We start from the raw sequence: 14372 nt of genomic DNA on the forward strand, positions 1-14372 counted from the left end.
GCCCGTCCGCACGCGCCCGCCCGCATCGCCCCGCACGGCACCGCTCCCGAGCGAAGGGCTCCACCGCCATGACCGCCACCGTCCCGCCCACCCCACCGCCCCCGGACGCGATACCCGCGCCCGCCGCCGCGTCCGGCCGCGTCGAACTCGCCCCCGGACAGCTCCCCGACGACCCCCGCTTCGCCAACGACGACCTGCTGCCCGTCCCCGTGGAGCGGCGCACCTGGACGACGTACAACTTCGCGGCCCTGTGGATCGGGATGGCCCACAACATCCCGTCCTGGCTGCTCGCCTCCGGCCTGGTGGCGCTCGGCATGGACTGGAAACAGGCCGTGTTCACCATCGCGCTCGCCAATGTGATCGTGCTGGCCCCGATGCTGCTGACCGGCCACGCCGGACCCAAGTACGGCATCCCCTTCCCCGTCCTGGCCCGCGCCTCCTTCGGTCTGCGCGGCGCCAATCTGCCCGCCCTGATCCGGGCCGCCGTCGCCTGCGCGTGGTTCGGCATCCAGACCTGGATCGGCGGCGTCGGCATCTTCACGCTGCTCGGCAAGATCTTCGGCGGCTGGGCCGGTGCGGCGGAGATCGGCGGGCAGCCCTGGACGCTCTGGCTCTGCTTCGTCCTCTTCTGGGCCCTCGAACTGACCATCATCTACCGGGGTATGGACACTCTGCGCCGCTTCGAGAACTGGGCGGCGCCCTTCGTCCTGGTCGGCGCGGTCGTGCTGCTCATCTGGGTCGCGGCCAAGGCGGGCGGCTTCGGTCCGCTGCTGGACCAGCCGTCCGCGCTCGGCTGGGGCGCCGACTTCTGGCCGGTCTTCTTCCCCTCGCTGATGGGCATGATCGCCTTCTGGTCGACGCTCTCCCTCAACATCCCCGACTTCACCCGCTTCGGCGCGGGCCAACGCGCCCAGATCTGGGGCCAGTCGCTAGGTCTCCCGACCACGATGACCTTCTTCGCCCTGCTCTCCGTCTTCGTCACCTCCGGTTCGCAGGCGGTCTACGGGGTGGCCCTCTGGGACCCGGTCCAGCTCGTCGCCCGGACCGACAACGTCTTCGGTCTCGTCTTCGGTCTGGTCACCGTGCTGATCGCGACGGTCTCGGTGAACATCGCGGCGAACGTGGTCTCTCCGGCGTACGACCTGGCGAACCTCGCACCGAAGCTCATCAGTTTCCGGACCGGGGCGCTGATCACGGGGGTGATCGGGGTCGTCATCATGCCGTGGAAGCTCACCGAGACGCCCGAGCTGTACATCTTCACCTGGCTGGGCCTGGTCGGCGGCCTGCTCGGTACGGTCGCGGGCATCCTGATCGCCGACTACTGGATCGTCCGCCGCACCGTCCTCGATCTGCCCGACCTCTACCGGCCGGGCGGCCGGTACTGGTACCGGAACGGCTGGAACTGGCGGGCGGTGGTGGCCTTCGTGGTCGGCGGCGTCCTCGCGGTGGGCGGTTCGCACTCGGCACCCGGCAAGGGCCCGTTCCCCGCCGACGGACTGATCCCGTTCCTGAAGCCGCTGGCCGACTACGGCTGGGCGGTCGGGCTCGCCTCCTCGCTGCTGCTGTACGTGGCGCTGACGCGTCGGCCGACTACCCGGCCGGTCACACCGGTTTGACGCTGCGGCCCAGCAGCGCCGTGACGTCCACCGTCTCGTCCGCCGAGGGAGTGGCCGTGGGCACCGGCCGGTCGAAGCCGGAGAAGTCCACGGTCCCTTCCCCCTCCGCGTTCCGCACGGTGATCCGCACCGGGTACGGCGTGCCCTCGGCGGCCACATAGGCCGTCAGGCGCTCACTGCCGCCCTCGGCCCGGGTCACCGGGACGGTCGGCGCGCCGTTCACATCGGTCCTGGCGCCCTTCGTCAGCGTGTCGAGGTCGGCCGTGCCGACGTTGTCCGTGATCAGCTCGCGGAACGTGTCGAGGTCGCAGACCTCGGTCACCTCCAGCAGCCGGGGGTCGTCGGCCGAGGCCTTCATGTAGCGGCCGTCGAGGATCGCGTCGAAGGTGGAACCGCCGATCGGCACATGGGTGCTCCAGAAGGCGGCGTCCGGCTTCAGCCAGACGTCGTCGCCGCGTTTCACGATCTCCACCGAACCGTCGTCACCCATGTCCACCCCGCCCGCGCAGTTCCCCTCGCGGTCCAGCGTGAGGTCGATGCTCATGTCCTCCCCGGTCCCGTCGACGCTGCCGCGTGCGCTCAGATGCAGGGACCGGACGTCGACGAGGGCGTCGCGGGCGCGTTCGGCGATCTCCTCGGCGGGGAGCCTGTCGATGTCGTCGTCAGCCTGCGCGAGGGTGCCACCCGTCACGGTGAGAGCGACGGCCGCCGCACCCGCGGCCGCCCGGGCGGCCCATCGGTGTCCGCTCACGTCGCCTCCTCGGAAAGGCCCCGGTCAGGGCGTGCGAACCAGGATGACCGGCACATTCGAGCGTACGCCGGGAGAGGGGGCGCCGCCCGGCGCGCGTACGGAGAGTGAAGCGCCACGGTGTTTTCGACCACGGAGCGTGGGCAAAGCTGCGGTGATCCCGCCCGGGGTCACGTACGCACGCAGCATGAAGGAGACCATCGATGAACCTGTTCACGGGGACGAGGCGCAAGGGCGGCACGGCCGCGGGGAGGCGCTCCCGGTCCGTCCTGCGGGCGCTCGCCGCCGCGGCGACGGTGTCCGCACTGGCGGTTTCCGTCACGTCGGCGACCGCGACCGCCGCCCCGGCCGCGATCCCGCCCGGCCTGTCCTGCGACACCGGCAAGCACGCCATCGACGAGTACACGGGCTTCGCGCTCTGTCGTAACAACGGCAGCCAGACGCAGACCTTCTGGGTCCATCTGGTCTGCGGCTGGGCCCCGGACGTCGACGGCAACCACGTCACTCTGAGGCCCGGCGAGTCCGGCCAGTCCACCGCCCACTGCGGGAAGATCGGCACCGGAATCGGCGAGATCCACGTACGACCGTGATGCCGGAGATGTGAGAACCGGCAGCATCCGCTGCAGCGGCAATACCCGCAACGGCCCGGACGGCCCGAACGGTTGAGCGTGCCGCCTCCTCTCGTTACCCTCCAGTAAGGAGATGTGGGCGCAGCCGGGACGACCGGCCGGCCCCGCGACACGAGGGAGGCGGCACGCCCATGTCCTCAGCGGAGCCCACCGAAGCGGGACGCACCGAGCAGACCGGCCCGGCCGTACGGGAGCCCGGTCGCGCCCCCCGTCCGGCGGCCCCCGTCCCGTCGCCGCTCCCCGGACTCGCGGAGAGCGCCCGCCTGCTCGCCGACGCCACCACCACCTCCACCGCACTCGTGGCCGACGCCCTCGCCCGGATCGAGGCCACCCAGCCCACCCTCAACGCCTTCCGGCACCTGCGGGCCGCAGCCGCGCTCGCCGAGGCCGCGGAGGCCGACCGCAGGCTCGCGGCGGGGGAGCGGCTGCCGCTCCTGGGCGTGCCGGTCGCCGTCAAGGACGACACCGATGTGGCGGGCCTGCCCACGCACTTCGGCTGCGACGGCGAGCGGCCCCCGGTGGCATCCGACAGCGAGGCGGTCCGCCGGCTGCGCGCCGCCGGAGCCGTCGTCGTCGGCAAGACCAACTCCTGCGAACTGGGCCAGTGGCCCTTCACCGAGGGAACCGCCTTCGGCGCCACCCGCAACCCGTGGAACACCGCGCACACCCCGGGCGGCTCGTCCGGCGGTTCCGCCGCCGCTGTCGCCGCCGGGCTCGTCCCCGCCGCCCTCGGCTCGGACGGCGCCGGCTCCGTGCGCATCCCCGCCGCGTGGACGCACCTCGTCGGCATCAAACCGCAGCGCGGGCGCATCTCGGTCCACCCGCACAGCGACGCCTTCCAGGGCCTCACCGTGAACGGCCCCCTCGCCCGTACGGTCGCCGACGCCGCGCTGCTCCTGGACGCCGTCGCCGGGGCCCACCCCGAGGACTTCCACCGCCCGCCCGCCGTGCGCGCCGCCGACGCCGCCCGCCGCGACCCGGGCCGGCTGCGTATCGCCCTCGCCTGGCGTCCCCCGCTCACCCTCACCGGCGCCGGACCGGACCCGGAGGTGCGCCGGGCCGTCACCGCGCTCGCCGACACCCTCGCCCGGCTCGGCCACCACGTCGAGGAGGCCCGCCCCCGGTACGGGCTGATCGGCCTCGCCTTCGTGCCCCGCGCCACCGTGGGCATCGCCGAGTTCGCCGCCCGGCACCCCGAACCGGCCCTGCTCGACCCGCGCACCCGCAGCGCCCTGCGCACCGGGACGCGGCTGGGCGGCCGGGTGGTGCGGGCCGCCCGCGCCCGCGAAGTGCGCCAGCACCGCAGGATCGGCGCCCTCTTCGACGCCTCCGGGTTCGACGTGCTCCTCACCCCGACCACGGCCGCGCCGCCGCCCCGGATCGGCAGGTTCGACGACCTGAGCGCCTGGCGCACCGACGTCGCGATGGCCGCCGCCTGCCCCTACGCCTGGCCGTGGAACGTCCTCGGCTGGCCCGGGGTGAACGTCCCGGCCGGATTCACCCGCTCCGGCCTCCCGGTCGGGGCCCAGCTGCTCGGCCCCTCCCGCAGCGAGGAGCGGCTGATCGCGCTCGCCGCCCAACTGGAGGACGACCGGCGCTGGTTCGAGTACCGGCCGCCCGCCTGACAGATGGCGCTCACGCCCGGGCCGACGGCCCGGGCGTGAGCGCCATCTGTCACCTTTCCCTCTTGCTGGTCACTTCTCGGTGAGCATGTCCTTGCGGAGTTTCGTGAGCAGCCGGGACAGCAGTCGGGAGACATGCATCTGGGAGATGCCGAGGTGCTCGCCGATCTGGGCCTGTGTCATCTCCTGGCCGAACCGCATCGCGACGATCTCCCGCTCCCGTTCGTCCAGCTGCTCCAGCAGCGGAGCCAGTGTGTGCAGGTCCTCGACCAGTTCCATGGCCGGGTCGACGTCCCCCTTGATGTCGCCGTAGGTGACCGTTTCGGCGCTGTTCTGGTCCGCGCCGATGGGCAGGTCGAGGGAGCCCGCCGTGTAGCCGTTGGCGGCTATGAGCCCCTCGATGACCTCTTCCTCGGTGAGTTCCAGATGCTGGGCGAGTTCGGCGACCGTGGGCTCGCGGTCCAGACGGGTGGAGAGCGCCTCGCGGGTCTTGGCCAGGGTCACGCGCAGTTCCTGCAGACGGCGCGGCACGTGGACGGCCCACGTCGAGTCGCGGAAGAACCGCTTGATCTCGCCGACGATGTACGGGATGGCGAACGAGGTGAACTCGACCTCCCGGCTGAGCTCGAACCGGTCGATCGCCTTGATCAGCCCGATCGTGCCGACCTGGATGATGTCTTCCATCTCACCGCTGCCACGGTTGCGGAAGCGCTTCGCCGCGAAGTGCACCAGCGAGAGGTTCATCTCGATCAGGGTGTTCCGCGCGTACTGGTACTCGTGTGTGCCCTCTTCCAGCACCTGCAACTGGTCGAAGAACAGTACCGCCAGCTTCCGTGCGTCCTTCGGTGCGATCTTCCCGGGGTCATCGATCAGCGGAAGGGCCGTGGGAGCGGCGGGCATGTCGTGTTCCGGGGTGGTGGAGAGCTGAGGGTGCTGCGTTGTGGTCGGCACGAGAGTCTCCCGGTGACGGATGTGTGTGGACAACACGGGAGGGCACCGACAGGGAACACCTCACGGCGGCCGATGCCGCTCCCATGAGTGTGTGCCTATCTGCCTAAGCACGCTGGTTCCGCTTCTGTCCCCGATCGGTGTTCTCAAACACAGCCGTTTCCCTGCTCCCTGTTGGGGCCCGGCGGATCCTGGTCGGGCCCCAACAGAGGGCTTCAGACCTGGTAGCGCCCCGGTGCGAAGAGGTGCAGATGCTCCGCCACCCAGGCGGACGTCCGTTCCAGGCCTTCCTCCAGGCCGACCTCCGGTTCCCAGCCCGCCCAGGTGCGGGCGCGGGTGTTGTCGGAGAGCAGGCGGTGGACCTCGCTGCCGGAGGGCCGCAGCCGCGCCGGGTCCACGACGATCTCGGCGTCCCGGCCGGAGGCGGTGATGAGGGCCTTCGCGAGGTCCCCGACCGAGATCTCCCGGCCGGTACCGAGGTTGACGCTCTGTCCCAGCGCCCGGTCGCAGCCGGCCAGGGCCAGGAATCCGGCGGCGGTGTCGGTGACGTAGGTGAAGTCGCGGGTCGGGGTCAGCGAGCCGAGGCGAATCTCCCGTGCCCCGGAGTGCAGTTGGGCGAGGATCGCCGGGATCACGGCCCGGGCGGACTGGCGCGGCCCGTAGGTGTTGAACGGCCGTACGACCGTCACCGGCAGCTCGAAGGCATGCCAGTGGGACAGCGCCATCATGTCCGCGCCGATCTTCGATGCGGAGTAGGGCGACTGCGACTGGAGGGGGTGGTCCTCGCTGATCGGCGCCGTCAGGGCGGTCCCGTACACCTCGCTGGTGGAGGTGTGCAGGAGGCGTCGGACAGAGTGGCGGCGGCAGGCCTCGGCGATGTTCTCCGTGCCGACCACGTTCGTGCGGACGTAGGCGCCGGGGGAGTCGTAGCTGTAGGGGATGCCGATGAGCGCGGCGAGGTGGAAGACCGTGTCACAGCCCTCGACCGCGTCCATCACGCGGCCCGCGTCGCCGACGTCCCCGGCGATGAACTCGACCGGGCCGTGCGGGTCGTCGAGGTAGCGGGCGAGGTGGCCCTTCTCGGCGTACGGCTTGTAGTGGACGAACGCCCGGACGCGCGCGCCGCGTTCGACGAGCAGGTCCACGAGGGTCGAGCCGATGAAGCCTTCGGCTCCGGTGACGAGGACGGTTCGGCCGGTCCAGTCGACGGCGGTGCTGTCCATGGCGACGGCGGTGCTGTCCACGTCGGCGGTGGTGCTGTTCATGAGGTGAACTCCCTTGTGGTGGTGGGTTGTCCGGTGAGGCGGATGACCGTTTCCGCGAGCAGGTCGGCCGCCCGGGCGTGGTGTCCCGGGTCGGCGGCGCGCCCCATCACGGCGAGCCGTGCGGGGTCGGCGAGCAGTGGGTCGAGGATGTCGGCGAGGCGGTCGGCGGTGGTCTCGGCGTCGGGGACGAGGTGGGCCGCGCCCGCGTCGGAGAGGACCCGGGCGTTGTGGGTCTGGTGGTCGCCGGGGGCGTGCGGGTACGGCACGAGGACGGCGGGGACCCCGGTCGTGGCGAGCTCGGCGATCGTGGCCGAGCCCGCCCGGCAGACCACCAGGTCGGCGACCGCGTAGGCGAGGTCCATCCGGTCCAGGTAGGGCACCGCCTGGGCGACGGGCCCCACGCCCGCGTCGGCCCCCTGTGAGTGCCCGGGGCCATGCGGGTGCCCGGCCGGCTCCGCCCCCGCGTCGATCAGCTTCCGCCGGGTCTCCGCGAGCGCGGCCGGGCCCGTCTTGATCAGGAGGTGGACGTCCCCGCGGCCCCGCCAGCGGGCGGCGAGGCCCACGGCGGCGGCGGTGAGCCGGGCCGCGCCGAGGCTGCCGCCGTTGAAGAGGACGACCCGCGCCCCCTCGGGTATCCCGAAGGCGCGCCGGGCCTCCTCGCGCAGGGCCGGCCGGTCGAGGGCGGCCAGGGACGCGGCGATCGGCATGCCGACCGTCCGCGCCCGCTCGCCGCCCGAGAGATGGGCGCGGCTGCCGTCGAAGGCGACGGTGAGGTGTTCGGTGAGCCGGGCGGCGAACTGGTTGGCCCGGCCCGGGACCGCGTTGGACTCGTGGATCACGCTGGGCAGCCCGGCCATCTTCGCCCCGACGATCGCCGGGGCGCTCGGGTAGCCGCCCATCCCGACGACGACCTGCGCCTTCTGGGTGCGCAGGACCGAACGGGCCTGGGCTCCCGAGCGCAGGAGGGCGGCCGGGAGGAGGAAGCGCTTCGCGCCGAGCGCGGGGTCGAAGGGGATCATGTCGACGGTGTGCAGCCGGTATCCGGCCGCCGGGATCAGGGTCGTCTCCAGACCGCGTTCGGTGCCGATGAAGGAGATGACCGCGTCCGGGTCGGCGCGGCGCAGGGCCTCGGCGAGGGCGAGGCCCGGGTAGATATGGCCGCCGGTGCCGCCCGCACCGATCACGACGGAGAGTGGTGTGCGCATGGCCGCCACTCTCGGGAAGCGGCTTAAGAGGGTTCTAAGAGTCCGGTTTGGCAGGCTTCAGGCATGAGCGGCAGGAGTGGCACGAGTGGCATGCGCGGAGCGGGCAGGATTCTGGTGGCCGAGGACGAGCCGGACGTACGGGCCGCCGTCGAGGACGGGCTGAGCGTCGAGGGGTACGAGGTCCGCGGCGTCGGCGACGGCCTGGCGGCCCTGTCGGCGGTGGCCGCCTGGGAGCCGGACGCGCTGGTGCTGGACGTGATGATGCCGGTGCTCGACGGTCTCGCGGTCTGCCGGAGGCTGCGGGCGATGGAGGACCGGACGCCGGTGCTGGTGCTGACCGCGCTGTCGTCGGTGAGCGAGCGGGTGGACGGTCTTGAGGCGGGGGCTGACGACTATCTGGTGAAACCCTTCGCCCTGGACGAACTGGTCGCGCGGGTCAGGGCGTTGCTGCGGCGGGCCGCGCCACCCGCTCCGGACCGGGACCTGGCCTTCGCGGATCTGACGCTGGACCCGGTGACGCGGACAGGGCGGCGCGGCGGCCGCCCGGTGGAGTTCAGCCGCACCGAGGCCGCCCTGCTGGAGCTGCTGCTGCGCCACCCGGGGCAGGCGCTGCCGCGCGAGGTGATCCTGGAGCGGGTCTGGGGCCAGGACTTCGGGCCCGACTCCAACTCGCTCGCGGTGTACGTGGGATATCTGCGGCGGAAACTGGAGGCGGGCGGCGAGCCGCGCCTCGTCCATACCGTGCACGGGCTCGGCTACCGGCTGGACGTGGCGTGAGCGGGGTGCGGCGGCTGGGCGCCCGCTGGCGGCGCAGGCGGCCCCTGCGGACGCGGCTCGCGGTGGCGGCATCGGCGGCGGTGGCGCTGGTCGCGGTCGGGGTGTGCGCGGCGGCCTTCTTCGTCATCCGCTACGAGCTGCTGCACCAGCTCGACCTCTCCCTCACCCAGTCCGCGACCCGGGTGATCCAGGAGAACCGGGGCGAGGGCCCGCAGATCGTGGCGGGCGAATGCCGCTACCTGTCCGCGCCCGCCTGCGCCCAGATCGTCCCGGCCGACCCGGCGGCGGACCCGGACGCGGCGTATCTGCTGCCCGTCTCCACCCCCGTACGCGAGGTGGCGGCGGGGACGCGGGCCCCGTACTACAGCAACGTCACCCGCTTCGGGCAGTCGCTGCGGATGCTGACCACCCCGTTCGGGGACGGGCGGGCGCTCCAGGTGGCGCTGCGGGCGGACCCGGTGGAGAAGGGCGTGCGGCAGGCGGCCGTGCTGCTCGCGGCGGTCGGCGGGGCGGGGGTGCTGCTGGCCGGACTCCTCGGCTACGCCGTCTCGCGCACCGGCCTGGCCCCGGTGGCCCGGCTGACCTCGACCGCCGAGCGGATCGCGGCGACCCGGGACCCGCGCCACCGCATCGAGCTGCCGCCGGGCCCGCCGGGACGCCAGGACGAGGTGACCCGGCTGGCGGCCAGCTTCAACACGATGCTCGGGGAGCTGGAGCAGTCGGTGAGCTCCCAGCGCCGACTGGTCGCGGACGCCTCGCACGAGCTGCGGACCCCGCTGACCGCGCTGCGCACCAACGCGGAGCTGCTGGCGCGCGGCGACCGGCTGACGCCCGCGCAGCGCGAGCGGGCGTCGGGGGCGCTGGGGCGGGGCATCCGGGAGGTGACCGGGCTGGTCAACGATCTGATCGAGCTGGCCCGGGACGAGGAGCCGCTGCCGCTCCTGGAGGATGTGCGGATCGCGGAGGTGGTGGAGCACGCGGTGGCCGTGGCCCGGACGCACTGGCCGCAGACCCCGTTCCCGCTGGAGGTGGGGGCGGGCGCGGCGGAGGCGGTCCGGCCGGGGGTTCCGTCGCGGCTGGCCCGGCTGCTGACGAATCTGCTGGACAACGCGGCCAAGTTCAGCCCGCCGGGCACCCCGGTGGAGGTGGCGCTGAGCGCGTACGGGAGCGGGGGCAAGGGCGCCGGCGGGCCAGGGGGCGGGACCGGCCTTGAGCTGACCGTCCGGGACCACGGTCCGGGGATTCCCGCCGCAGACCTCCCGTACGTCTTCGACCGCTTCTACCGTGCCGAGGCGGCGCGGGCCCTGCCCGGCTCGGGTCTCGGTCTGGCGATGGCCCGGCAGATCGCCCGCGCGCACGGGGCGGAGCTGACGGCGGGGGCGGCGCCGGGCGGCGGGGCGCTGTTCACGCTGACGTTCGGTGCCCAGGGCCCGCCGGGAGGATCTCACTCACCGTGAGCGCGCGGTCACGGCCCCGCTCGACCGCCCGGCGTCCCCGCCGTGAAGCCGCGCGGGGGCCTTGTGGAGCCCGGCACGCCGAAGAGATATCTTGATGTCAAGCAATGTTGCAGACGTGGAGCGGAGCACCCGGTGACTGACTCGACCATCATCTATACGCACACCGACGAGGCCCCTGCCCTGGCGACCTACTCGTTCCTGCCCGTCGTCGAGGCCTACGCCTCGACCGCGGGTGTCACGGTCGAGCGCCGTGACATCTCCCTCGCGGGCCGGATCATCGCCAGTTTCCCGGAGCACCTCAAGGCCGAGCAGCGTATCGATGACGCACTCGCCGAGCTGGGCGAGCTGGCCAGGACGCCCGGCGCGAACATCATCAAGCTGCCGAACATCTCGGCGTCGATCCCGCAGCTCAAGGCCGCCATCGCCGAGCTGCAGGAGCAGGGCTACGCGCTTCCGGACTACCCGGACGACCCGCGGACCGACGCGGACAAGGACGTCCGCGCCCGCTACGACAAGGTCAAGGGCAGCGCCGTGAACCCGGTGCTGCGCGAGGGCAACTCCGACCGCCGCGCCCCCGCCTCCGTCAAGAACTACGCCAAGGCCCACCCGCACCGCATGGGCGCCTGGACGGCCGACTCGAAGACGAACGTCGCCACCATGGGCGTCGACGACTTCCGCTCCACCGAGAAGTCCGCGGTGCTCGCCGAGGACGGCACGCTCCGCATCGAGCTGCACGGCGACGACGGCACCACCACCGTGCTCCGCGAGTCCGTACCCGTCCTGAAGGGCGAGGTCGTCGACGCGGCCGTCATGCGCGTCGCCGCGCTGCGCGAGTTCTTCACCGCGCAGGTCGCCCGTGCCAAGGCCGAGGGCGTGCTCTTCTCCGTGCACCTCAAGGCCACGATGATGAAGGTCTCCGACCCGATCATCTTCGGCCACGCGGTCCGCGCCTTCTTCCCGAACACCTTCGCCAAGTACGGCGACCAGCTCGCCGCCGCCGGCCTCACCCCCAACGACGGTCTGGGCGGCATCCTCAAGGGCCTCGGCTCGCTGCCGGACGTCGGCGCCGAGATCCAGGCGTCCTTCGAGGCCGAGCTCGCCGAGGGCCCCGCCCTCGCGATGGTCGACTCCGACAAGGGCATCACCAACCTGCACGTCCCCAGCGACGTCATCGTCGACGCCTCCATGCCCGCCATGATCCGCACCTCGGGTCACATGTGGGGCCCGGACGGCAACGAGGCCGACACCATCGCCGTCCTCCCGGACAGCAGCTACGCCGGTGTCTACCAGGTCGTCATCGACGACTGCCGCGCCAACGGCGCCTTCGACCCGGCCACCATGGGCTCGGTGCCCAACGTCGGTCTGATGGCGCAGAAGGCCGAGGAGTACGGCAGCCACGACAAGACCTTCGAGATCCCCGCCACCGGCACCGTGCGCGTCGTCGACGCGAGCGGCGCGGTCGTGCTGGAGCAGGCCGTCGGAGCCGGCGACATCTTCCGCATGTGCCAGACCAAGGACCTGCCGATCCAGGACTGGGTCAAGCTCGCCGTCACCCGCGCCCGCGCCACCGGCAACCCGGCCGTGTTCTGGCTGGACGAGACCCGCGCGCACGACGCCAACCTGATCGCCAAGGTGACGACGTACCTCGCCGACCACGACACGGACGGCCTGGACATCTCCGTCAAGTCCCCGGTCGAGGCCACCGCCTTCTCCCTGGAGCGCATCCGCCGCGGCGAGGACACCATCTCCGTCACCGGCAACGTGCTCCGTGACTACCTCACGGACCTCTTCCCGATCCTGGAGCTGGGCACCAGCGCCAAGATGCTCTCCGTGGTCCCGCTGATGAACGGCGGCGGCCTCTTCGAGACCGGCGCGGGCGGCTCGGCCCCCAAGCACGTTCAGCAGCTCGTCAAGGAGAACTACCTCCGCTGGGACAGCCTGGGCGAGTTCCTGGCCCTCGCGGTCAGCTTCGAGCACCTGGCCACCACCACGGACAACGCGCGGGCCCAGGTCCTCGCCGACACCCTGGACCGGGCGACGGGCACCTTCCTCAACGAGGACAAGTCCCCGAGCCGTCGCCTCGGCGGCATCGACAACCGCGGCAGCCACTTCTACCTGGCCCTCTACTGGGCCCAGGAGCTGGCGCAGCAGACCGACGACGCCAAGCTCGCCGAGGCGTTCGCGCCGCTCGCCAAGACCCTGGCCGAGCAGGAGGAGACCATCGTCGCCGAGCTCATCGCGGTGCAGGGCTCCCCGGCCGAGATCGGCGGCTACTTCCAGCCCGACCCGGCCAAGGCCGCGGCGGTCATGCGCCCGTCCGCCACGTTCAACAACGCGATCGCGTCCCTCGCCTGAGGTGACGTGAGCCGGGGGCGGCCGCGCCGCCCCCGTCCGTGACCGCCCCGGTCGGCCCTGGTGCCGGCCGGGGCGGTTCGCGTGTGCGTCTCCCCCCCAACGGGTGGAGTTGCGGAGCCGTACGGGGGTTCGGAGCAATCCGGCGGCCTTCCGGTTCCGAATGAGGACCGTGAGGATCAACCGCACCGCCCTGACCCGCAACACCCTCGCCGCCCTGAGCGGACTGCTCGCCGGCTTCGCCGCGCTGACCGTCGCCGAACTCGTCTCGGCCGCCGTCAGACCCGAGGCGAGCCCCGTCACGGCGGTCGGCGGAGCCGCCATCGACCGCACACCCACGGGGGTGAAGGACTGGGCGATCCGCACGTTCGGCGAGAACGACAAGATCGTCCTCCAGCTCGGCATCGTCGCCACGCTCGCCCTCTTCGCGGTCGCCGTCGGCCTGCTGGCGCTGCGCCACCGGCGTACGGGCTCCGCCGCCGTCCTGGTCTTCGGCGCGGTCGGCACGGCCGCCGCCGTCAGCAGGCCGGACTCCACCGGGTTCACCGACGGGCTGCCGTCCCTGGTCGGCGCGGTGGCCGGGGCGATCCTGCTGTACGTCCTCGTCGGCAGGCTCACCCGGCCCCGCACGGTCGCCGGGGAGGAGGGCGAGAGCGGCTGGGACCGGCGGGGCTTCCTCATCGCCGCCACCGCGGCGGCCGCCGCCTCCACCGCAGCCGGAGCCGTCGGCCGGGCGCTCAACAGCCGCAGCGCCCAGGACGCGGTCGCCTCCCGGGACGCGGTCCGGCTGCCCGCCCCGGCCTCGGCCGCGAAGCCGATCCCGGCCGGAGCTCAGCCGAGGGTGCGCGGCGTCAGCTCGTTCACCACGCCCAACAGCGACTTCTACCGGGTCGACACCGCCCTCGTGATCCCCAAGGTCGACGCGAACACCTGGCGGCTGCGCATCCACGGAAAGGGCGTACGCCGGGATCTGGAGTTCAGCTACCAGGACCTGCTGAACCGGCCGCTGATCGAACGCGAGATCACCCTGTGCTGCGTCTCCAACGAGGTCGGCGGCCCCTACATCGGGCACGCCCGGTGGATCGGCGTCCGGCTCGCGGACCTGCTCAAGGAGGCGGGCGTGAAGCCGCCGTCCCGGGGCGGCGAGGCGGACCAGATCATCGCCCGATCGGTGGACGGCATGACGCTCGGCACCCCCGTCGAGGACGTCATGGACGGCCGGGACGCGATGCTCGCCGTCGGCATGAACGGCGAACCGCTGCCGTTCGTCAACGGGTTCCCCGTCCGGATGCTCGTGCCCGGACTGTACGGGTACGTCTCGGCCTGCAAGTGGATCGAGGACATCGAGCTCACCACGTTCGACGACTACGACGCGTACTGGGTGAAGCGCAACTGGGCCCGGGAGGCCCCGATCAAGACGCAGTCCCGCATCGATACCCCCAAGCCCTTCGGGCGCCCCGAGGCGGGCACGGTCATGGTCGCCGGGGTGGCGTGGGCCCAGCACCGGGGCATCGAGAAGGTCGAGATCCGGGTCGACGACGGCCCTTGGAAGCCCGCACAGCTCGCCGAGCAGGCCACCGTCGACACCTGGCGCCAGTGGACCTACCCCTGGAAGGCGACCCCCGGCAGCCACACCCTCACCGTCCGTGCCACGGACGGGACGGGCGAGACGCAGACCGAGAAGCGCACCAAGACCGTCCCGGACGGAGCGAGCGGATGGCATTCGGTGGTCGTCAGCGTCGACTGACCGCGA

11 protein-coding genes are annotated in these 14372 nt (G+C 72.5%); 7 read left to right on the plus strand and 4 right to left on the minus strand.

Annotated elements, in window-relative coordinates; translation table 11 throughout:
- Positions 1-68 precede the first annotated feature (68 nt).
- Positions 69-1616: an NCS1 family nucleobase:cation symporter-1 gene (locus tag IE134_RS32460; RefSeq protein WP_098895373.1), complete on the plus strand. Its 1548-nt coding sequence runs from the start codon at positions 69-71 to the stop codon at positions 1614-1616.
- Here the strand turns inward: IE134_RS32460 and IE134_RS32465 are convergent.
- On the minus strand, positions 1603-2367 hold the full coding sequence (locus tag IE134_RS32465; protein WP_098895372.1) for a LolA-like protein: 765 nt from the start codon (positions 2365-2367) through the stop codon (positions 1603-1605). The two genes, IE134_RS32460 and IE134_RS32465, sit on opposite strands and share 14 nt — an antisense overlap.
- 200 nt (positions 2368-2567) lie before the next feature.
- Here IE134_RS32465 and IE134_RS32470 point away from each other — a divergent pair, with 200 nt between their 5' ends.
- Both IE134_RS32470 and IE134_RS32475 read left to right on the plus strand, forming a co-directional pair.
- Positions 2568-2954, plus strand: a complete 387-nt coding sequence (locus IE134_RS32470) for a hypothetical protein (RefSeq protein WP_030722707.1) — start codon at positions 2568-2570, stop codon at positions 2952-2954.
- A gap of 170 nt (positions 2955-3124) precedes the next feature.
- The gene (locus tag IE134_RS32475) at positions 3125-4618 is read left to right on the plus strand and encodes an amidase (RefSeq protein ID WP_189432547.1); all 1494 of its coding nucleotides are present in this window, start codon (positions 3125-3127) and stop codon (positions 4616-4618) included.
- A gap of 69 nt (positions 4619-4687) precedes the next feature.
- Here the strand turns inward: IE134_RS32475 and IE134_RS32480 are convergent, their stop codons facing one another.
- The 3 genes from IE134_RS32480 to IE134_RS32490 form a co-directional block, all read right to left on the minus strand.
- Positions 4688-5515 (minus strand): RNA polymerase sigma factor SigF, encoded by an 828-nt coding sequence (locus IE134_RS32480; protein ID WP_050513863.1) that lies wholly within the window; start codon positions 5513-5515, stop codon positions 4688-4690.
- Between the two features lie 263 nt (positions 5516-5778).
- Positions 5779-6786, minus strand: coding sequence for a GDP-mannose 4,6-dehydratase (locus IE134_RS32485; protein WP_189432565.1), 1008 nt, complete (start codon positions 6784-6786; stop codon positions 5779-5781).
- Positions 6787-6824: 38 nt separating this feature from the next.
- Positions 6825-8033, minus strand: a complete 1209-nt coding sequence (locus tag IE134_RS32490) for a UDP-N-acetylglucosamine--N-acetylmuramyl-(pentapeptide) pyrophosphoryl-undecaprenol N-acetylglucosamine transferase (protein WP_030722715.1) — start codon at positions 8031-8033, stop codon at positions 6825-6827.
- Positions 8034-8123: 90 nt separating this feature from the next.
- On the opposite strand from IE134_RS32490, the gene IE134_RS32495 reads away from it, so the two are divergent.
- The 4 genes from IE134_RS32495 to IE134_RS32510 all read left to right on the plus strand — a co-directional run bounded on the left by IE134_RS32495 (position 8124) and on the right by IE134_RS32510 (position 14366).
- Complete coding sequence (locus tag IE134_RS32495) at positions 8124-8810, plus strand: response regulator transcription factor (RefSeq protein ID WP_030722718.1); 687 nt, start codon at positions 8124-8126, stop codon at positions 8808-8810.
- Positions 8807-10267: a sensor histidine kinase gene (locus IE134_RS32500; RefSeq protein ID WP_189432548.1), complete on the plus strand. Its 1461-nt coding sequence runs from the start codon at positions 8807-8809 to the stop codon at positions 10265-10267. The genes IE134_RS32495 and IE134_RS32500 overlap by 4 nt, the downstream gene beginning before the upstream one ends.
- A 132-nt stretch (positions 10268-10399) precedes the next feature.
- Entirely contained in the window at positions 10400-12622 is a 2223-nt protein-coding gene (locus IE134_RS32505) for an NADP-dependent isocitrate dehydrogenase (RefSeq protein WP_030722724.1), read from the plus strand.
- Between the two features lie 160 nt (positions 12623-12782).
- Entirely contained in the window at positions 12783-14366 is a 1584-nt protein-coding gene (locus IE134_RS32510) for a molybdopterin-dependent oxidoreductase (RefSeq protein ID WP_189432550.1), read from the plus strand.
- The last annotated feature ends 6 nt before the right edge of the window (positions 14367-14372 follow it).

The organism is Streptomyces rubiginosohelvolus (assembly GCF_014649875.1).
Taxonomy (GTDB): Bacteria; Actinomycetota; Actinomycetes; order Streptomycetales; family Streptomycetaceae; genus Streptomyces; species Streptomyces rubiginosohelvolus.

Bases quoted from the DNA above. Each gene is read 5' to 3' on its own strand.
- IE134_RS32485 (WP_189432565.1), bottom strand. From the start codon at position 6,786: ATGGACAGCACCGCCGTCGACTGGACCGGCCGAACCGTCCTCGTCACC.
- IE134_RS32470 (WP_030722707.1), top strand. From the start codon at position 2,568: ATGAACCTGTTCACGGGGACGAGGCGCAAGGGCGGCACGGCCGCGGGG.
- IE134_RS32480 (WP_050513863.1), bottom strand. From the start codon at position 5,515: ATGCCCGCCGCTCCCACGGCCCTTCCGCTGATCGATGACCCCGGGAAG.
- IE134_RS32475 (WP_189432547.1), top strand. From the start codon at position 3,125: ATGTCCTCAGCGGAGCCCACCGAAGCGGGACGCACCGAGCAGACCGGC.
- IE134_RS32490 (WP_030722715.1), bottom strand. From the start codon at position 8,033: ATGCGCACACCACTCTCCGTCGTGATCGGTGCGGGCGGCACCGGCGGC.
- IE134_RS32460 (WP_098895373.1), top strand. From the start codon at position 69: ATGACCGCCACCGTCCCGCCCACCCCACCGCCCCCGGACGCGATACCC.
- IE134_RS32495 (WP_030722718.1), top strand. From the start codon at position 8,124: ATGCGCGGAGCGGGCAGGATTCTGGTGGCCGAGGACGAGCCGGACGTA.
- IE134_RS32510 (WP_189432550.1), top strand. From the start codon at position 12,783: ATGAGGACCGTGAGGATCAACCGCACCGCCCTGACCCGCAACACCCTC.